A 22,102-nucleotide genomic window follows, 5' to 3' on the forward strand; every position below is an offset into this window, starting at 1 on the left:
CCCGGTGCATACGCACCTGAGGGCTTTATTATCAGTTTTGTTGAACGTGCAGACCGTGTTGAACCAACACGTCTCCCAACGTGTTGGTGTCAGACAGGGATGCGTTGTGATAAACGTCGAACGTCAGGCCATCGACGGTGCGCTGGCCGGTTTCGCTCCACGCGCCGTCGTTGCCTGCCACCAGGTTCACCAGACTTCCGGTTCCCCCTTTGATGATCACTTCGTCGGTCGGGTTGTCTTTCACCGTCAGCGCCTCATGCAGATTCAGCGAGATGCTGTTGGTGCCAGACGTACCGAGGTCGAAGATGTCGATATGCTCGACTTTCAGCCCCAGCAGCGTCAGATCCAGATGCTGATTGGTGCCCGCCAGCAACAGGGTATCGACACCGGTTCCGCCGTCGACTTGTGAGAAATCGAGGGTATGAACCGAAATGGTGTCGTTGCCTGCACCACCGACCGCCACGCCGTCAGTGGCCGTCAGCTCAATCGTCACGCCGCCAATCGAGAACGCCGCTTCCGCATGAGAAGTCGTTTCCACCGGGGTGGTCGTGGTGTTCGAAGCAGACGAACTGGTGTCAGCCGTCACCAGCGGATCGGTGAGCGTACTGGTGGTGTGCGTTGTGGTGTCCGTGGTTGAACTGCTGGTATCCGTGGTATGAACCGCCGCCAGAGTGTGGGTGTCATCCACCGACAAGGACGCGGCAACGACGCTGGTATCCGCTGGTAATGTTGAACCCGCGGTCAGCCCGATGTGTGCGTCGACGGTATTCCCGGCAGCATCGGCGGCATGAATATCAATCACGGTGAGAACACTGGTTAATATTCCCAACAGATTGAGTGCGCCAATGCTACTGAGTAATGCGCTGCTGAATTTGACCGTCCATGATCCGTCTGCCTGAACCGTTCCCGACAGCGTGTTACCCGCCAGCGTGACGCTGATCTGACCGTTCTGCCCAACGTTGCGGCTGGTCCCGCTCAGCGTTAACCCTTGCCCGCCCAGAATGTTGAGTACAAGTCCCAGCGTGACGTTGAGTAATGGATTGAGCGCCACCAGCGGCAGTTCATGTGTTTTGATGATAAGTGGACTGGTCTGCATGGTGGTGTTGCCCACGGCGTCCGTGACCGTGACATTGACCGTCGTCGTACCATCGGTAATGCCTTTCAGCTCTGACGAGGTATAAACCACATTCCACACGCCTCCGGTGACTGTGCCGGTATGCACGATCCCGCCGACATTCACCGACACCGTGCCGGTCTGCACGTTAGTGGTGCCGCTCAGGGTTTCATTACTGCTGGCTTCAGACAGGTTGAGGTAGCCGTCGCCGCCAAACAGCGTGCCAAGCACCAGCGATGGCAAGGTATGAATACCCACCGTCGCCGTGGCGCTGCCGGTCGTACTGTGGCCAGCGGCGTTAGTGACAGAGGCGCCGACGTTCAGCGTTCCGTCAAGCAAGCCAGACAGTACCGCAGGCAGTACGCTGACCGAGAAGGTGCCATCGGCTTTCACCAGTGCATTCAGCGTGGCACCGCCCACCGTCAGGGTGACAGTCGACCCGACGGCGTTGGTGGTGGTCCCGCTGATGGTTTGGGTCAGCAGTGCATCGGCCGCGTTGAGCAGCCCGTCACCAAACAGCGGGTTAAGGCTGATGGTTGGCAGGGACTGCGCGATGACACTGAGCAGACCGGTGGCGGACGCCGGGTTACCCGTGGCGTCAACCACGCTGGCCGCGACGTTAATCGTACCGTTAAGGATCGCCCCCAGATCCAGCGGTGGTACGGTGACGCTGAACGCGCCGCCGATCCCCACGGTGGCCGAATAGTTTTTGCCATTAAGGGATACCTGAACCTGCGTGCCCTGCGCGACGTTGGTGGCAATACCGCTGATGGTTTGCCCGGTCAGCAGGTCAACCACGTTGAGCACGCCATCGCCGAAGATTGGGTTAAGAACAATTGACGGCAGGTTGTGAATACCGACCAGGATGCCAGCGCTAGCGCTGCTGGCGTTACCCACGGCATCGGTCACGGTGGCGCTGACGCTGATATTGCCGTTAAGCAGCTGCGACAATTGTGCCGGTAACAGTGATGCGCTGAAGTGCCCGCTGCCATCCACCGTCGCCGTCAGGTTAAGCGTGCCGACAGTGATGTTGACGCTGGAACCCGCGGCGGCGTTCGTGACGGTGCCACTGATGGTTTGCGTCAGCAGGGCTTCTGCCGCATTCAGGATACCGTCACCGCCGAAGACCGTATCCAGCACCACTTTCGGCAACTGGTTGATGATCACATTAGCATTCGCAGATATTGATGCCACGTTACCGGCATCGTTCGCCACCGATACACCAATTGCCAGCGTACCGTCGGTCAGCGCTTTCAGGTCACCCGGTTGCAGGGTGACGCTGAAATTGCCGCCTGCATCGGTCACGCCAAGGAAAGTTTTGCCGCCAATCGTGACATTCACCGTGGTCCCTGCGGTCACACCGCCCACTACGCCACTGATGGTTTGCGCCGTCAGCGCATCAACGGCGTTAAGTACGCCATTATCCAGAATGGAACTCAGTGAAATGGTCGGTAACGCCACGTTGACCGCAACCAGTGCGGAGGTATTGGCGCTGTTGCCGGTGACGTCGGTGACACTGACATCAATGCCCAGTGTGCCGGTCAACAGGCCTGCTAATGAACTGGCCGGGACGGTAACGCTGAAGTGTCCGCTGGCATCAACCAGGGCATTCAGCGGTGGCGAACCATTGCCAAGCGTGACCAATACTGTCGTACCGGCCGCCACATTTTTGACCGTACCGGTGATGGTCTGGTTAAGCAGCAAATCTGCTGCATTCAGCAGGCCATCGCCAAACAGCGGGTCGAGAATAATTTGTGGCAGATTATGCAGCGCCACGGTCAGTGGGTTGAGGGTCTGGGAAACGGTGTTACCCGCTGCATCGGTCAGGGTGAGAACCACCGGCACGACGCCGTCCGCCAGCGTAGTCAGCGCTCCGGCCGGAACGTTGATGCTGTAAAGGTTATTCAACACGGTGCCGGTAAAGGTTTGTGCGCCAACCGCCAGCGTGACGACCGTTCCGTTCGCCGCCGTCACTGCGCCGCTGACGGTTTGTGCCGCCGCAGACTCAGCCACGTTAAGAATGCTGTCCACGCCGCCGAGGGCTGACGTGAGCGCGCCAATGACCGGTACGGTTTTCGCGATATCGAGGTTCAGCACATCGACTTTGCTGTTGCCCGCCGCATCGGTCACGGTGAGATTCAGCGCCAGCGGGCCATCGGCCAGATTTGCCAGCAGCGTTGGTGGGATCACCAGACTCCAGGCCCCGTTCGCGCCCACGTTGGCACTGACGGTTTGCCCGCCGACCTGCACGGAAACCACTGCGCCCACGCCCGCATCGGTAGTCACACCGCTGAGGGTCTGGCCGAGCAGCGCACCGGCGGCGTTAAGCACGGTGTTACCGACCGAGCCGAGACCACTGACCACCGAGACGTTCAGCAGGCTGTTGAACAGAATGTTCAGGCCGAGATCGACACTGGTGGTATTACCCGCCTGGTCGGCAACGGTAGCATTGAGGATAGTCGGACCGTCGAGCAATCCTGAAAGCTGGTTAGGCAGCAGTTGCAGGCTCCATGCCCCGCCCGACTGGATCACCGCCGTGCCGACCGTCACCCCCGCCAGCGTGACGGTCACGGTCTGCCCGTCGGCACCGCTGGAGGTTCCGCTTAACAGCGTACCCAACAGGGATTCGGCCAGGTTAATGACGTTATCCCCCGCCACCACGTTGAGGTTCAGCAACGGCGCTGAGGTGTCGGTGGTGAATGTGTGGGTATCGGTGGTGACGTTACCGGCGGCGTCGCTGATATTGGCAGTCAGGGTATTGCTGCCCTGCGGCACTGCCTGCAAATCACCGGCCGCAATAGTGGTGCTCCAGGTGCCATCACCGGCCACGACGGCGGTGTAGGTTTTACTATTGAGTGTGACGGTGACGGTACGGCCCGCTTCCGTGGTGGATGCCGTACCGCTGACAATCTGGCCCGCGGCCGCTTCGGTGCTGTTCAGCACGTCGTTACCCGCGAAGGTATTTATCGTCAGCGTTGGCGGTGTACGGTCAACAACCACCGTTTCGCTGACTGTCGCCACGACCGTTCCCGGGACCGGCAGAATACTGACAAGCTCAGCGGAAACGGTGTAAGTGCCGTCCAGCGGGAAGGTGGTTAACGACACCAACGGCACCGCCAGGCTCCAGGTTCCGTCCCCCGCCAGAACGATGGGTGCCGTCCCCACGACGACGCCATCCACGAACACGTTCACCGTTTGTATCACCGCCGCGTTGCGATACTCACCGCCTACGGCCAGCGTCAGGTTGAGGTTATCTCCCACGTTGATAATGTTGTCGGTGCTGATCGGGTTGAGGGTGAGGAACGGGTTGACCGGTGCGGTGAGATCTACCGTGAAGCTGGTGCCGCCGGTAGCCGTATTGCCCGCCAGATCGTTAACGCTGATCGTGACGTTTTCGGTGCCATTCCCCAACCCTTGTAGCTGGGCAGGCGTCAGGGTCAGGCTCCAGCTGCCGTCGGCCTGTACCAGCGCCGTCAGCGGACCGGTGACCCCCGGAATGGTGATGTTAACTGTCTCGCCTTGCTGGACATGCGTGGTGGTACCGGACAACACCTGCGGCACGCGGCTTTCAGCGTAATCCAGCGCGTTATCACCGGCAAAGGTGGCAACAGACACGGTTGGCAACAAGGTATTAGCAATACCGACCTGGGTACTGATGTTGCTGGTATTGCCAGAGACGTCGGTGGCGGTGACCACCATCGTCTGGTCACCCTGTGGCAGGGTCGCCAATTGCGCTGGTGTCAGGTTCAGTGTCCAGACGCCGTCAAGTACCGTGGCATCAAACGGCACGCCGCCAATGGTGACATGCACTGCTGTGCCGTCCGTGGTGCCCGTGATCCCGGCGTTAGACTGCGCTTCCGTAGCGTTCAGATAGCCATCAACGAACACGCTGGTGACAGCAACAACGGGTGGCGTAAAGTCCGTGGTGAACGGCAGTGCGGTGCTGGCGGTGTTGCCGCTGGCATCGGTGACGGTCACGTTGACTGAATGCGGAATACCGGTCAGCGTGCTGAGCGTGCCCGCAGGCAGTGTCAGGCTCCAGCTGCCGTCGGCCGCCACGGTGGCGTTGTACTGCACGCCGTTGAGGTCGATAGACAGTTTCACATTCTGGTTATCACCCTGGATCCCGGTGATCCCGGTAATGGTCTGCGCAGCGCCCGCTTCGGCGATATTCAGGATATTGTCGCCGCCAAACAGCGCATTGATGGCTGGCGTTGGTGTGGCAAAATCCACGTCAAAGGGCAGCGGCGCACTGCTGCTGCTGTTGCCGAACTCATTGGTGCTGGTGACGGTGATCGTATGGCTCGGCAGACCGCCCAAATCGGCCAACTGTAACGGGGAGAGATTCAGGGTCCAGGTACCGTCCGCCGCCACGGTGGCAGTGAATGGTGTAACGACACCGGCGAAGGCAACGCTGACCGTCTGACCGGCACCGGTGACGCCGGTCGAACCGGTAAGAATCTGCCCCGCTGCCGCTTCGGCATTGTTAAGAATACCGTCACCGAACGGCAGCCCGATGGTTGGGATGGGTGGTGGTGTCAGCTGTACACCCAGAATTTCATTGGCACTGCTGGTGTTACCGACCGAGTCTGTCGCGGTCACGGTGACCGTCCAGTTGCCGTTCGGCAAGGTTTGTAACAGCGACGGCAGCAAGTCGAGCGACCAGGTCCCGGCCGTATCAATCACGTTGGCGGTGTAGTTTTGGCCGTTGATATTGACGATGACACTTTGGCCCAGGCTGGTGATCCCGGTGACGCCACTGAGCAAACCACCGGCGGCGGCTTCATTAGCATTGATGAGCCCGTCGAAGCTGTCGGTGACGGTCACCACCGGCAGGGCATGGATCAGCGCAGTAAAGGCCAGTGTGCCGCTGGTGCTGTTGCCCCCGGCATCCGTCACGGTGACGGAGACGGTATTCGGGCCATCCGGCAAGCCTGCAAGGGTGGCGGTCGGAAGGGTCGCCGTCCAGGAGCCGTCCGGCCCAACGGTGGCGGTGACGTTATGCGCCGGATTGCCGTCCACGCTGACCACCACCGTTTGCCCCGGTCCGGTGAGACCGGTTGAGCCGGTGATGATCTGATTCACGCCCGCTTCCAGCTGGTTCAGCGCACCATCGACAAACGGCGTGTTGATCACCGGTACCGGCGGTGCAATCAGGTCTACGGTCAGGCTATGGCTGGTGGAGGCCGGGTTGCCATTGGCATCCGTGACGCTGACCGTGACCGTGTTGACTCCCTCGGTCAGACCGTTAAGCAGATTGGCGCTGACCGGCGCACTCCAGATCCCTCCCGTGACCGTTCCGTTAACGATAGTTCCGCCGATATTTACCGCCACAACGGTGCCGTCCGGCAGATTGGTGCTGGTCCCGGTGATGGTGAAGTTTGCGGCTGATTCAGCAATATTGAGGATGTTGTCGCCGGTGATGGCATCCAGTGTCAGCGTTGGCAACGCGTGAATAGCCAGTGAGATTTCCGGGGCGACCGACACGATGACATTATTGCCTGCCGCGTCGGTGGCCGTTGCAGTGATCGGCAGCAGACCGTCAGTCGGGATCGCCTGCAAATCACCGGCGGGTACGGTCAGTGACCAGGTTCCGTCCCCCAGTACCACGGTGGTGTAATTGACATTATTGAGGGTGACGGTCACGGCCAGCCCCGCTTCGCCAGTGCCTGATACCGGTAAACCGGCCAGCGCTTCGGCCGCGTTGAGAATGTTGTCTACACCGGTGTCCACCGTGATCGTCAGCAATGGCGGCGTGGTATCAACAGTCAGGGTATGGGTGCCGGTGGCGACGTTATCGGCCACGTCGTTGCCGGTGGCGGTCACGGTGTAGGATTGGTTTTGCAGCGCTTCGACCGCGGAAGCCGGGACTGTCACCGTCCAGGTGCCATCCGCCGCAACGGTAGTCGGATACCCTATGTTATTGAGGTTAACGGTGATCGTTTCACCCGCCACCAGATGATTGGAAGTCCCGCTGATCACCAGCGGCTGGCTGTGCTCCGTACTGTTGATCACGTCATCGCCGGAGATTGGCGAAATGGTGATAGAGGGTAAATCAGCCGGATCGGCAATCACGTCAACGTTGTGCGTCGCCGAGGCCGGGTTCCCTGCCAGATCGCTGCTGCTGGCGGTGATCGTGGTCTGGCCGTCGGACAGGTTAGCGAAATCACCCGGCTGAACGGTCAGGGTCCAGGTACCATCGCCCACAATGTTCGTCGTGTAGTTGTTTCCGTTGAAGACCACGGTAACAACCTGTCCTGCTTCCAGATGGGTCGAGGTACCGCTGATCACCAGCGGCTCCCCTTTCTCGGTCGCGTTGATGTAATCATCGCCGGACATCACACCAATGCTCAGGGTTGGCAGACTGGCGGCGTTCGCATCCACGGAGAAGCTGTGCTGCTGGGTGGTGGTGTTGCCTGCGGCATCGGTAATGCTGGCGCTCAGCAGATAGGTGTCATTCGCCAGCCCCTGCACCACGTTGCTCGGCAGGGTAAAGCTCCAGGTGCCATCGGCATGCACCAGGGCGGTATAGTTAACGCTGTTGAAACTCACCGTGACTGTCTGCCCGGCATCACTGAGCGACGCCGTACCGGAGATAACGACCGGTTGCAGTGCTTCGGCGGCGTTAATGATGTCATCGGTGGCGACCGGGCTTATCGTCAGCGTTGGCGCGACCAAATCGACCGTGACCACGCTGTTGACGGTGCCAACGTTGCCGACGCTGTCTGTCGCGGTCACGGTAATGGTTTGTGCACCTTCGTCCAGCACTTGTAATGCTGCACCTGGCACGCTGACGTTCCAGATGCCGTTGACATCGACGGTGGCGTTGTAGCTCACGCCACCCAGCGACACGACAACCGTCTGCCCGTCGCCCATTTCACCGGTAGTCCCGCTGAGGATTTGCGGCCCGGCGGCCTCAGCAATATTGAGGAAGGTGTCGCCAAACGGCGTGTTAATGGAAGGCACTGGCGCGGTATCCGCCCCCGCCACGGTGTAATTCTCCGTGAAGGTGGTGGTGTTACCCGCCGCATCGCTCAGCGTGGCTGTCAGCACATATTGGCCACTGGCAACGCTGTCGAGCGTTCCGGCCAGAACCGGCACGGACCATGTGCCATCGCCGGCCACAACTGCCTGATAGTTCTGTCCACCAAAGCTGATGTTTACCGTGCGCCCGGCTTCACTGACTGACGCGGTACCGGCCAGGGCAAAGCCATCGGCATTTTCGCTCACGTTCACCGTGCCATCGGTGGCGACCGGCGCCACGGTCAGGGTTGGTGGTGTAAAGTCGACGGTCACCGTTCCAGGTATGGTTGCGCTGTTACCCGCGGCATCCGTGGCGACCACGCTGATTGCGTCCGGCCCCGCTGGCAGTGCCTGAAGGTCAGCGGACGGAATACTGACGGTCCAGTTGCCGCTGATGTCTACCGTCGCCGTGTAGTCATGACCACCAAGGCTCACCGTGACGGTTTGCCCGTTGCCGGAAACACCGGTAGTCCCGCTCAGCGATTGTGCCGTGGTGGCTTCGGTGTTGCCCAGTAAACCATCGGTAAAGGGTGTGTTGAGGGTCGGTGCAGGCAGATCGTGAATATACACACCGAGATCACCGGTGTTGGTAATGGTGACGCCCGCTTCATCCGTAGTAGAAACGCTCACCAGATTCGGGCCATCGGTCAGCGCGTTCAGGGCCGCTGACGGTACGGTGGTGGTCCATGTGCCGTCGGCAGCGACGGTCGCGTTATAGTTCTGGCCATTGAGTGTCACCACCACTGCGGTGCCCGCCGCGACATCCGCCGTGGTGCCGCTGATGGTGATGCCCGCTGCCGCTTCGGTTGCACTGACGTTGCCATCCCCGCTGATCGGGTTGATTGCAATACCGCTTAACGTACTGTTCACCGTAAAGCTTTCGCTGCCCGTGGTCGGGTTGCCCGCGACGTCAGACACGCTGACGTTGAACGTCGCCGTGCCGTCGGCCAGCGCTTGCAGCACCGCCGTCGGGATGGTGGCGCTCCATGCGCCACTGGCCAGCACCGTCGCAGAATAGCTTTCCGCTCCGATGGTAATGGTGACAATCTGGCCGGATTCCACATGGGTGGTCGTCCCGCTGAGGGTCTGATCCACCGTCCGCTCTGCGCCATCCAGTATGTTATCAACGGCAAACGCGTTCAGGGTAATGGTCGGTAACAACAGCGGATCCGCCGTCAGTGTGACGTTCGAGGTAATGGTGGTGGTGTTTCCGGCAGCGTCAGACAGCGTGGCGGTCACGGTGTACTCCCCGTTCGCCAGACCGGCCAGCGCATTGGCTGGAACAGACGTACTCCAGGAACCATCACCCGCCACCACGGCGGTATAGGTCTGCCCGTTAATGTTCAGAGTGACGGTGCGGCCCGCGTCGCCAATGTCTGCCGTCCCGCTGACCGGAATGGCCGCCGCAGCTTCAGCAGCATTGATGATGCCGTCGGTGGCGATGGTATTGATGGTCAGGGTTGGCGGCGTGAAATCAACCGTGACGTTGCTGGTCAGGGTATCGGTATTGCCTGCCGCATCGGTCGCCGTCACCAGAATCGGGTTGGCTCCCGGCGGCAGAGTTTGCAAATCAGCGGACGGTACCTGAACGGTCCAGAAACCGTTGTCGCCCACGGTGGCCGTATAGTCATGGCCGTTAATGGTTACGACGACAGTCTGGCCGTCGCCGGTGGTGCCGGTCGTACCACTTAACGTTTGGGCTGCCGCCGCTTCAGCGGTGCCTAACAGACCATCACCAAACGGGGTATTGATGGTGGGATCCGGCAGATCATGGGTATACACACCGACGCTGACGCTGTTGCTCAGCGGATTACCCGACGCATCAACCGCCTGCGCGGTAATGGTATTCGGGCCGTCCGTAAGCAGTGCCAGATCTGCCGTTGGAATGTTGGTGTTCCAGGTACCGTCCGGCCCGACGGTGGTGTTGTAGGTTTTGCCGTTGAGGGTAACAATCACCGTAGCGCCCGCTGCGACGTCAAACGACGTGCCGCTGACCACTACCGGTGCGCCCGCTTCGGTGGCATTGATGCGGTTATCTCCGGCAATGGTGTCTATCCCCAGCCCACCCAGCTCGACATTCACCGTGAAGTTCTCGGTTGCCGTGCCGACGTTACCGGCTTTGTCCGTAACATTCACACTGATGGTCTGCGTGCCGTCGGTCAGGGTCAGCAAATCCGCAGCCGGGACAGAGACACTCCAGGCGCCACTGTCCTGCACCACTGCCGTGTAGAGGTGTCCGTTGAGGTTAATGCTCACCAGTTGACCGGCTTCCACATTGGCCGTCGAGCCACTGAGCACCTGCGGTGCCTGCCGTTCCGCACCATCCAAAATATTATCGCCCGCGAAGGCGTTCAGTGTAACGACCGGTTGAACGGCCGGGTCGGTCGCCAGCGTCACGCGGGTGTTATTCGTGGTGGTGTTGCCTGCTGCATCGCTGAGGGAGACCTGCACCGGCAGCGTGCCGTTGGCATGGCCGGTCAGTGCATCGGCCGGAATAGTGATGCTCCAGTTGCCGTTGCCCAGTACCGTACCGGTGTAGCTGACATTGTTGAGGGTCAGCGTCACGGTGCGGCCCGCTTCTGAAATGGATGCCGTGCCGGTGACGGCGATGTCCGCATGGGCTTCAGCGACGCTGATCAAGCCGTCGCCGGAAATCGGATTCACCGTCAGGGTTGGCGCAGTGAGATCGACACTCACCGTCGGGCTAATTGTGCTGCTGTTGCCGACGCTGTCGGTGGCTGTCACGTTAACGGCATTGTTGCCCGCTGGCAGCGCCTGCAAATCTGCCGCCGGAACCGTAACACTCCAGTTGCCGGTGGCATCAACAGTGGCGGCGTAGTTTTTGCCATTCAGGGTGACCAGCACGCTTTGACCGTCGCCGGAAACACTGGTCGTGCCGCTGAGGGTTTGCGCGACGGCGGCTTCGGCAATATTCAGCACGTTGTCGCCAAACGGTGGTTCAGCAGCGGGACAGGCAGCGAGGTGAATACGCCGACATCCAGACTGTTGGTCAGCGGATTGCCCAGACTGTCTGTAGTGCTGACACTGACTGCCTGTGATCCTTCGGCCAGATTGAGCAGGTCGGCTGGCGTCAGGTTGACACTCCAGCGGCCGTTTGCCAGTACCAGCGCGGAATAGGTGTGTCCGCCGAAGGTGATAACCACCGGCGTACCCGTATTTACACCCAGCGTGGTGCCGCTGATAGTGATACCCGCTTCGCTTTCCGCCAGACTGATTTTGTTATCGGCCGTAACCGGGTCAATCGCCACGCCGTCCAGGCCATTATTGACTGTGTAAGTTTCACTCGCCGTGCCGGTATTACCCGCGCGGTCAGTCACTGTCGCAGTCAGCGTGCCCTGCCCGTTGGCTAACAGCGCCACGTCGGCAACCGGAACAATCACGCTCCAGCTGCCACTGGCCCCGACTTCTGCTGTGTAGGTTTTACCATTAAGCGTCAGGGTGATAATTTGCCCCGCCTCAACATTGGTCGCGCTGCCGCTCAGTACCTGTGATACCGCCAGTTCCGCGCCATCAACCAGATTGTCACCGGCAAACGCATTCAGCGTCAGGGTTGGCTGCACGGTCGGGTCGGTCGCGAAATGCTGATCCAGCGTGACCGTGCCGGTGTTACCAGCGGCGTCAGTCAGGGTGGCGGTGATCGGGTAATTGCCGGTCAGGCCGCTCAGCGTACCGGCAGGCAGCGTGGTACTCCAGGTGCCGTTGTCCTGAACCACAGCGGTAAAGCTGTGGCCGTTAACGGTGATATTGACGGTTTTCCCGGCATCGCTGGCGGTAGCCGTCCCGGTCAGGGTTTGCGCGAGAGCAGCTTCCGCCAGGTTAATCTGGCCGTCGCCGGTCAGCGGATTGATGGTCAGGGTCGGCGGGGTCATATCCACCGTCGCGCTGCTGTTGAGGGTATTGGTGTTACCCGCCGCATCGGTGACAGTGACGCTGATTGGCGTGGTACCTTCGGGTAAAACGGTCATTGCCGCGGAAGGAATGGTGACGCTGTAGTTGCCGCTGGTATCGACTGTGCCGGTATATTGCTGGCCGTTAAGCGTGATCACCACCGTCTGCCCGGCTCCGCTGACCCCGGTAGTCCCGGTCAGGATCTGTGGCTGGCCAGCTTCCGCAACATTGAGAATACCGTCGCCAAAAGGCGGATTGAGGGTGGCGTCCGGCAGGTTGTGGATCACCACATTGAACGTCGCGGTCTGCGTGATAGGCTCGCCTAATGCGTCGGTGGCACTCAACGTCAGGGTTGCGGTGCCATCTTGCAAAGCGGCCAGGGCGCTGGCCGGAATACCAATACTCCATACGCCATTGGCCGCCGTGGTGCCGGTATAAGTCTCACCGTTGAGGAGCACGGTGATGGTGGTACCCGCCGTAAAGCCGGTTGTGCTCCCGGAAATCGTCAGCGTTGATGCGGCTTCCACCGCATTGAGCGTGCCGTCGCCCGCGACAGCATTGACGGTGATTTGCCCCGCATTGTCATTGACCGTGACCTGCACTGGCGTGCTGCTGCCGGTATTGCCTGCGGCATCGGTCAGGCTGGTGGTCAGGGTTTACTGGCCATTGCCGAGTGCCGAAACGACGTTGGCCGCAATAGTGACCGACCATGTGCCATCGGCATTGACCGTAGCGCTGTATTCCGTGTTGTTGAGGGTCACGGTGACCGTGCGACCGGCTTCAGACACCGAAGCCGTTCCGCTGATATTCAGCGGCTGGTTATGTTCCTGCGCATCGATGATGTTATCGCCGTCGATTGGATTAACGGTAAGCGTGGGTGGCGTGGTATCCACACCGACGGTCACGCCCTTCGTCACCGTCAAACCATCGGTGCCGGTAACGCTGGCGCTGGCGATGTAAGTGCCGTCGGCCAACGCCTGCAGGTCACCCGCTGGCAGCGTAATGCTCCATGAGCCATCGGCCGCCGTCGTAGTGGTATAGGTTTTGCCATTGAGCGTCAGCGTCACGGTCTGCCCAGCAGTGACATGCGTGGTGGTACCGCTAAACACCTGCGCACTGCCGACTTCAGACATGTTTAAGACATTATCACCAGCAAAGGTGGCCAGCGTCAGTGTGGGCGCCTGAAGGGTGCCGCCGGGACTTCCGCCGGTATTTCCCCCGGTGTTGCCGCCGTCCGAACCGCCGTTACTGCTGCTCCCGCCGCCACCACCACCGCCACCGCTGCTGGCAGCAATCGCAACCCCCGCACCGAGGGCAATCGCGCCCAGAACCCAGCCCAGTGTCGCCGGATCAAAGTGGGTGCCATCCAGCACCAGGGCGCCAACATTGGGAATGGTTTCATAACCGGGGACAACCGCAATCGCCGATCCCGGAGCAAGGCCAGTATCAACAAACGTTGCATGTTCAATAGGATGCACGCCGTCATCAAACACCAGTTCACTGTGATGACCTTTGCCGTCGGTGTTGAAGAAGCTGTGGTAACGGACAACGCTGCCGTCCTGCATGTGGACAATCAGATCATTGCCCACGCGCTCGTAGCGGGTCACCGCCGCACGGGTGGCGTGAACGCGAACAATGCTGAGTTGGTTGAGGTTGACGGTCTGGCTGGCGCCTGAAACCTGGGAGACTACGCTGCCGTTTATGCGTGACAGTACATCGACGATGACATTGCCATTTTGAGCCATGCTGTGCCCCTTCTAAACCCAGATAAGTAAATACGCACCGCAAAAATTTCTGTCCGATGCAACGGAGAGAGACTGAGGTGAATTTATGAGCATAAAAACTATGATTTACTTTCCAACTGGTGGGGGTATTGCGTCATGTACTGCCAAAACGTGCAGATAACCCTATCCTGATTCACTGACAGGATTTTTTTGTTTAAAACCCGGCGTTTCGCCGGGCTACTTCATAAGTTATATGCATCATTCAGAGCAAAGACATTAAAAAATTGTTATCTTCAGGATAAATAAAATCGATTAAAATGTTTATAAATATAAGCTTGACGAGCGAGCCTTGTTCATCTACCTGCTAAAATTTGGCTTTAATAAGATGATTAACAAGGGATTTGATTTAAATTATGGGGGGCGGGAAGGGATAAAAAAGCCCAATGGTTAGTTTTACTTACCTTATAAACGCATAAACAAAACTTAATGATTGTGCGATGTAACCAAAAAAATCACATTTTATTCACATTTGAAGGTGTAACAAATAAGACTTTAGGTAATAACGTCCAGGCAGGCTTACTGTTAAAATATGTCGCCTTAAAATAAAGGGAGAGTTGCCAGCGTTTACGGGGTATGTGATAAATCAACGTCCTGTAACGATTTGGTTTCTTTCTTTCCCTCATACTTCACGAAGCATCAAAACGGACCCCGAGATCATGCCGAGCGACACCACCACATCAGGCGATGCGTCTGCGGTTTCTCCTGCCCTTCCGGGTCGTGCTCAGCAACATGCCACCCGGATCATTTTTCTGCTCTGCGGTTTTGCCATGGCTGCCTGGGCACCTTTGGTCCCTTTTGTGAAACTGCGGCTGGATATCAGCGACGGCACGCTCGGGCTGCTGCTGCTGTGTATCGGGGCGGGGTCTACGCTGTCGATGCCGCTGACCGGCATCCTGACCGGGCGGCTGGGCTGTAAGGCGGTGATTTTGCTCGCCTCGGTGATCCTGTGTCTCGACTTACCACTGCTGACGCTGATGGATTCAGTGGGAGGTATGGCGGTGGTGCTGATGGTGTTTGGTGCGGCCATCGGTATGGTGGACGTCGCGATGAACGTTCACGCCGTAGTCGTGGAAAAAGCCAGTGGCAGGGCCATGATGTCCGGTTTCCACGGCTTCTTTAGCCTCGGCAGCATTTTCGGCGCCCTGGCCGTCAGTGCCCTGCTGTTTTACGGTCTCTCGCCTTTTCAGTCGATTTTACTGGTCGTCGCCCTGGTGGCGGTGACGCTGATCCCCACCAGCCCGCACTTCTGGCGCCATACGCATAGTGGCGGCGACGGTCCGATGTTTGTATTGCCGCGCGGCTGGGTGGTTTTCCTCGGCCTGCTCTGTTTTGTGATGTTCATGACCGAAGGCGCAATGCTGGACTGGAGTGCGCTGTTCCTCGCGACAGAACGCGGTGTCAGCACCCATCAGGCCGGGATCGGTTACGCCGTATTCTCCATTGCCATGACGGCGGGGCGATTGACCGGCGACCGGATTATCAGCGCGATCGGCCGTTTTTACGTGCTGCTGTTTGGCAGCCTGCTCGCCAGCCTGGGCATGGTGTTGCTGGTCAACGTAGATAACCTGTGGATTGCCGGGCTGGGATTCATTTTGACCGGCTTTGGTGCTTCGAACCTGGTGCCGATTATGTTCAGTGCGGCAGGGAGTCAAACCACAATGCCTGCTAATCTGGCGATTGCTTCTGTGACAACGCTCGGCTATGCCGGTATTCTGGCTGGCCCGGCGTTAATTGGTTTTATTGCCCAACTCAGCAGCCTGTCGGTTGCCTTAAGTTGCGTAGCCGCGTTGTTGTTGCTGGTGACCGCCAGCGCACGCGCCGTGACTCGATAATCAAGGAAATGCGTCACCATCATGCCAAGTAAATATCTTTCGCTGACTTCAACCAACATCACGCGTTTCTTTTGGTTGTTCATTTTGCTGCTGGCAATGGGCCTGGGCATGTATGGGTACAACTACACCAATGCCTATCTGAAGGATAAGCAGCGAACGCTGCAAACCACCGCCGAACGTCTGCAAAAACGCATCGATCATTACCGCTATATCACCTATCAGATTTATGACAATTTTACCGGCCAACCATTGACGCCGGAGCTCACTACCGCGCAGGAATTGCGACTGCGCCAGGATATGTACTACATCACTAAGCCGCATAAAAAAACCGATGCGCTGATTTTTGGCACCCATGACAGCTCAACGCTCGATCTGACGCTCAAAATTTCTGCATTCCTGGACGATCAGTGGGGCGCGAAAAACCTGCCTTACTCGATGTATTACCTGAACGGTCAGGACAACAGCATGCTCCTGATCACCACGCAGCCTTTGCAGCAGCAGGATTCGCGGCTGAAAGAGAACTCTTTTACCAGCACGCTACAGGCACGCCGCGCAGAGATGTTGCAACAGGCCAATACACTCGACGAGCGCGAGAGCTATTCGAATCTGCGTAAATCGCGATTATCCAGCGACTATTTCTTCTCGCTGCGCACCACGTTTAATAACCCCGGCCATCTGGCTACCGTGATCGCGTTTGATCTGCCGATGAGTGATCTGATCCCGCTGTCGATGGCACGGGATAATTTTCAGCTCAATACGAACAATGGCACGGTTAATGAGGGTGATCCGGCACAGAGTACGGACATCAGCAGCATCACGCTGCAGGGCTGGGCGGTGAGCTTCACCGCACCGCTGAGTAATTCGCCGCTGACGCTGACTTACCATGTGCCGGTGGTCAGCATGTTGATGGACCTGTCACGCAACAACTTCTGGCTGGTGCTGGTCAATCTGCTGTTACTGGGGCTGGCGATGGCGGGGATCTATTTTATCCGCCATCAGTATATCCGTCCGAGCGAAAATATGGCGGCGCAGTTGCATACCCAACAAGCACTCAATCAGGAGATCATCTCCAGCCTGCCGATTGGTCTGCTGGTCTACAACTTCAGCAATCACAGCGTGGTGGTCAGTAACAAAATTGCCGACCAGTTACTGCCACACCTCAGCCTGAACAAAATCGCCAATATGGCAGAGCAGCACCATGGCGTGATCCAGGCGACAGTCAACAACGAAGTGTATGAAATCCGCATGTTGCGTAGTCAAATCTCACCGGAGACTTACCTGTTCCTGCTCCACGATCAGGACAAGGAAGTGATGGTCAATAAGACGCTACAGCAGGCACGCCGCGAGTTCGATAAAAACCTGCAGGCCCGTAAACTCATGCTGCACAATCTGGGGATTGAGCTTAATCAGCCACTGAACGAACTCAACGAGCTGGTGCATTCCCTGGCAGAAAACACCGATGCGCAGGAGCGCAATACGCTGAATGCTCGTCTGTTGAATGAGTCAAACAATGCGCTGACGCTGGTGGACAACATCACCCTGCTGACCCGTCTGGAAACGCAGGACTGGCAGCCTGCGCAGCAGGCTTACGCGCTGTCACCGCTGGTGGATGAACTTCTGCTCGAAGCATTGCCAAAATTGAATCAGAAAGGGTTGGTAGTCCTTAATCATTTCCATCCTGAACCGGAAGCCCGTTTTATCGGCGACGGTCCCGCGCTGAAGAAAGTGCTGTCTCTGCTGATGGATTACGCGATTGTAACCACCTCCGTGGGCAAGGTGACCCTGACCACCGAGCACGACGCAGAACAACCGGGTCAGCTGATTTTCCACATTACTGACACCGGAAGCGGCATTTCGAAGGAAGAATTGAGCAATCTGAATTATCCTTTCCTGAGTCAGACAATGGTTGACCGGTTTAATCACGGTTCGGGCCTGACCTTCTTCCTGTGTAATCAGTTGTGCAAGAAACTCGGCGGGCAGCTGGAAATCCGCAGCAAACTGGATATCGGCACGCGCTACACGGTACGGATCAAGCAGACGCTGGAAGAAACTGAACCACAGGCAGCCCATGAAAAGCTGCTCGATGACGTCACGCTGTTGCTGGATATCACCTCCGAAGAGGTACGCGGTATTGTGACCCGCACCCTGAACGCCTACGGCGCGGTGTGCATTGTGGCCGACGAGCGTCAGGTAGCCCGCGAATACGACGTGTTACTGACCGATAACCCGCAGAACAGTGACCATTACACGCTGTTGCTGACCAGCGATGAAGCCGGTTTCCAACAGCTTGAAAAACATTACATTCGCGTCAACTACAACATCAGCAGTGCGCTGATTGACGCAACCTTACTGTTAATCGAACAGCAATTTGCGGTTCCCGATGACAGTGTTCCATCCGAAGAACCCGGGGAAGACTCTCTCGACTTTTATGAAAAACAGCTCAAATCAAGTGACTATTATCAGCTGTTTGTTGAGACAGTACCGGAAGATCTTGAGAAACTGTATAATGAAAATCAACGTCGTGATTTTACATCACTTTCCCAGACCGCCCATCGCCTTAAGGGAGTGTTCGCTATGCTGAACCTGACCCCAGGCAAGCACTTGTGTGAAACGTTAGAACAACATATCGTCGCTGGCGACGTTTTGATGATCACCGATAACATTAATCACATTGATTCTTTTGTCTCCAGACTGCTGCAGCAAGGTAGCTAATCACATGAATAATATGAACGTAATTATTGCTGATGACCATCCTATTGTCCTGTTTGGGATCCGTAAATCACTCGAGCAAATTGAATGGGTAAACGTCGTAGGAGAGTTCGAGGATTCTACTGCACTGGTCAATAGTTTGAGCAAACTTGATGCTCATGTTTTGATCACTGACCTGTCAATGCCGGGCGATAAATACGGCGACGGCATTACGCTTATCAAGTACATCAAACGCCATTATCCTCAGTTGTCGATCATCGTGCTGACCATGAACAACAACCCGGCAATCCTTAGCTCGGTGTTGGATCTGGATATCGAAGGCATTGTGCTGAAACAAGGCGCGCCGACCGACCTGCCAAAAGCCCTGGCCGCCCTGCAAAAAGGCAAAAAATTCACGCCGGACAGCGTGGCGAAATTGCTGGAAAAAATCAGTGCCAACGGTTACGGCGACAAACGTCTCTCTCCGAAAGAGAGTGAAGTGCTGCGCCTGTTCGCTGAAGGTTTCCTGGTGACTGAGATCGCCAGAAAACTCAACCGCAGTATCAAAACCATCAGTAGCCAGAAGAAATCAGCCATGATGAAACTGGGTGTGGAGAACGATATCGCGCTGTTGAACTATCTCTCTTCCGTCAGTTCTCAGCCGGTTGACCGTGGCTAAGCCAAATGCGCAAGCATTGGATTGGCACAGTGAGAAAGTCAGTAGATTCGATAGATGAAGAAAAGGCACCTGAAAAGGTGCCTTTTTTGTGGCTCGGTTTTAGTGGGTGTCTCGCGCTCGCCTGACCGCTTTGCTGTAGAAGGCCAACGTATCGCGCAGCGTTTCCAGAGTGACCGGTTTTGACAGGCAGTTATCCATGCCCGCTTCAAGACAACGCTGGCGCTGTTCCGCCAGCGCATTCGCCGTCACACCAATGACCGGCAGGGTATATCCCAGTTCACGCAGCTTCTGAGTGAAGCCGTAACCATCGAGTCTTGGCATATTTACGTCACTGAGCACGATATCTACGGTGTGCACTTTAATCGCATCCAGCGCGTCCATACCGTCGTTCGCCGTCACCACCGGATATCCCATCGAGCTAAGTTGATCGGCCAGCAGACGGCGGTTAATCGGATGGTCATCGACCACCAGCAGGTGAATATCACTGTTGTCCTGCGTCGTCGCGGCTCCCGCTACCGGCAATGATAAAGCACTCTCTCCTGCCGGGTCGCTCAGCTGATAGATGCGGTTGAGCAGCGCGGTGACTTCCAGAGGCGTGGAGGTACTGTGGGTCCAGTAGCCCGCACGAGTTTCTACCGGTGGGCCAATGTGATCAATCGAGAATTCGATCTGCGCGACCAGTTCTCCATTGTGAATCAATGAGGTATCCGTTATGAGTACATCGTCAATATGGCTAATGCTGTCTGCCTGCAAACGCTGAACATCAGCGCCCTGGTGGCGCAGAAGCTGCATCAGGTAGCTTTCGAGATGCGCATTGCGGATCGCCAACCACAGGATTTTGCCTTGCCACAGATCGAGCGGTTGTTCCGATGGGAAAGTCGCGCTGTAGAGCGGAATGCGCACGGTAAACTGGCTGCCGAGGCCCGGTTCAGAATCAACCGAGATATCCCCGTCCATCAGGTTAATCAGCTTCTCGCAGATGGCCAGCCCCAGCCCGGTTCCCTGAAAATGACGCTGCACACCGGTTCCGACCTGGAAGAATGGGTCAAACAGACGGGTGATCTCCCGCTCAGGAATACCACAGCCGGTATCGCGGATCTGGAATTGCATATAGTTACCGCAGGTGCGTGCATGCAGCACGATACAGCCGGTATCAGTGAACTTAATCGCATTATTCAGAATATTGGACAACACCTGCTGCAGGCGTACAGGGTCACCCTGAAACGTCATTGGCACGTTGTGTTCAATAAAGCAGTACAACCCGAGGTGTTTTTTCACCACCAGGGGTAAATAGTTACCTGCAATATGGGCCAATACTTCGCGGCAGGAGAACTCCTGCGGCTCAATTTTCAGCTGCTCTGATTCAATTTTCGAGAAGTCGAGAATATCGCTGATGATTTTTAATAACAGTGCCGACGAGTTGTTCATCGCCGTCACCAGGCGGTCAACACCCTGCGGCAAGCCCTGCGTCTGTAACAAGTCCAGATTACCGATAATGCCGTACAACGGCGTGCGCAGTTCGTGACTGACGGTAGCAAGGAACATCGATTTTGACTGGCTGGCCTGCTCAGCGGCATTGGCCATCTCTTGCAACGACTCTTCCATCCTGACCCGCGCACTGACGTCAATCAGCACGCAAATCGCCACGTCTTCATTGCGGTAACGAGAATGGACAAAGCTGAGCTGGATGTTGTTGTTATCTTTAGTCAGCACATCGACAAGATTAACCTGCTGGTCGCAGATAATGCGCGTAATACGCTGGCGATCTTCCGCCGTCAGCATATTGATGTAGTTATGCGCCAGCTCATTACTGAGGATATTCACGCCATCGCTGATACGCAAAATGGAGATGCCCACGGGTGCAGAGGCGACAATTTTATGGTTGAACTGCTCGTGCTCTTCGAGGCGGAAAGCATTCTCTTCGGCGGGCAGGAACATTTTTCGCTCAAACACCCACGCCAGAATAAACAGCAACAACGCAGAGAAAATATTCAGTAATACCGCATTGAAGATCAGGATCTTAAAGCGTTCAATCACGGTATTAAACGGCAGCGAATAGACCACGCTCAAACCGGAAGGGGACAGCGGCTTTTTATAGATCAGATCGTTATAGCCATTCATGTAACCAAAATAGGTCGGATCTTCGGGGTAATTCCCGAGCAGTGAAGCATAACGCTCCCCTTCGGGGAAACGCAGCAACGGCTGATTGTTGTCATCGAGCAGCGTCACACCGGTATGCTGTGAACCCGGTGCCACCATGTCTTCCAGACGCAGGGTCTGCTGAATGCCCATGAGCGCTTCCAGCTTGTTGCCGACGTAAATCGGCGTCAGAACATACAAGTAACCCACATCTTTATTCGGACCGGATGAAACCCAGTACAGGCTGTTCTCTTTATCCTGACTTTTACCGTTGCGGTATTGCAGAATCTTCTCATGCAGTGATTTCAGCACCGTACTGTTTTCGCGCTCAATCGGCAGGCTGGTGATACCAAAATCCACCATGCACAGGCTTTCGCCACCGATGAAAAACACCCGGTTCAGGTCATAAGCGTCGGAGAAATTATCTTTCCAGTAGTGGATCATATTGCCGAGCGAGGTCAGCGAGTTTCGATAGCTGTCATTAAGCTGAGAGCAGTCGGATTCGGAATAGAGCGGATGATAGGTCGGCGTAATGGTTTTGCTGCTGATGACACCGTTGATGATGTCGAGGCCATTCATGGAGTCGTTGAGGCGTTTCTCGGCCATGTATTTGATATCCCGCATGATATCTGCAGAATTTCGGATATAACTTTGTGCCTGATCGTAGTTGAGGTTGTCCTCGTCACGGATCTCCGACTCTTTGGTATGGAAAATACTCAGCACGTAGAACGTCGTCAGCAGTGCGCCGAGTGACCACAGCATAAAGGCCAGAACCCGAAAAAGGTAACGGGAGATCCTGAGCGTTGTTCTAAACGAGGTAAGATATTTCAAAGGGCTACCATTAACATTACGACGTCACCACAGCGGAAAACGGCCATCAGAATACACTATAGTTGCACGGACTAAAAAGGCCGGTCAAAAAGAAAGGGCACAC

The 22,102-nt window shown here is 56.9% G+C and carries 7 protein-coding genes; 3 read left to right on the forward strand and 4 right to left on the reverse strand.

The window, feature by feature from the left end; all coding sequences use genetic code 11:
- Positions 1-31 precede the first annotated feature (31 nt).
- The 3 genes from EAH77_RS02805 to EAH77_RS25450 are packed head-to-tail and all read right to left on the reverse strand — an operon-like array spanning position 32 to position 13,791.
- Positions 32-11,077, reverse strand: coding sequence for an Ig-like domain-containing protein (locus EAH77_RS02805; protein WP_241673379.1), 11,046 nt, complete (start codon positions 11,075-11,077; stop codon positions 32-34).
- The gene (locus EAH77_RS25445) at positions 11,071-12,648 is read right to left on the reverse strand and encodes an Ig-like domain-containing protein (protein WP_241673380.1); all 1,578 of its coding nucleotides are present in this window, start codon (positions 12,646-12,648) and stop codon (positions 11,071-11,073) included. Before EAH77_RS25445 ends, EAH77_RS02805 begins: the two co-directional genes overlap by 7 nt.
- 54 nt (positions 12,649-12,702) lie before the next feature.
- Entirely contained in the window at positions 12,703-13,791 is a 1,089-nt protein-coding gene (locus EAH77_RS25450) for a BapA prefix-like domain-containing protein (RefSeq protein ID WP_241673381.1), read from the reverse strand.
- 695 nt (positions 13,792-14,486) lie between these two features.
- Between EAH77_RS25450 and EAH77_RS02810 the strand changes: the two genes are divergently transcribed.
- From EAH77_RS02810 to rcsB, 3 genes are read left to right on the forward strand one after another with little or no spacing between them, the layout of a single operon-like run.
- The gene (locus EAH77_RS02810) at positions 14,487-15,662 is read left to right on the forward strand and encodes an MFS transporter (protein WP_140470264.1); all 1,176 of its coding nucleotides are present in this window, start codon (positions 14,487-14,489) and stop codon (positions 15,660-15,662) included.
- A 21-nt stretch (positions 15,663-15,683) separates the two neighbouring features.
- Complete coding sequence (gene rcsD / locus EAH77_RS02815; RefSeq protein ID WP_140470265.1) at positions 15,684-18,374, forward strand: phosphotransferase RcsD; 2,691 nt, start codon at positions 15,684-15,686, stop codon at positions 18,372-18,374.
- Between the two features lie 4 nt (positions 18,375-18,378).
- Positions 18,379-19,029, forward strand: coding sequence for a response regulator transcription factor RcsB (rcsB, locus tag EAH77_RS02820; RefSeq protein WP_140470266.1), 651 nt, complete (start codon positions 18,379-18,381; stop codon positions 19,027-19,029).
- Positions 19,030-19,128: 99 nt separating this feature from the next.
- Here rcsB and rcsC read toward each other — a convergent pair whose 3' ends face one another.
- Positions 19,129-21,999 (reverse strand): two-component system sensor histidine kinase RcsC, encoded by a 2,871-nt coding sequence (rcsC, locus tag EAH77_RS02825; protein WP_140470267.1) that lies wholly within the window; start codon positions 21,997-21,999, stop codon positions 19,129-19,131.
- Between the last annotated feature and the right edge of the window lie 103 nt (positions 22,000-22,102).

Origin of the sequence: Ewingella americana (genome assembly GCF_006438725.1) — a bacterium.
Classification (GTDB): Bacteria; Pseudomonadota; Gammaproteobacteria; order Enterobacterales; family Enterobacteriaceae; genus Ewingella; species Ewingella americana_A.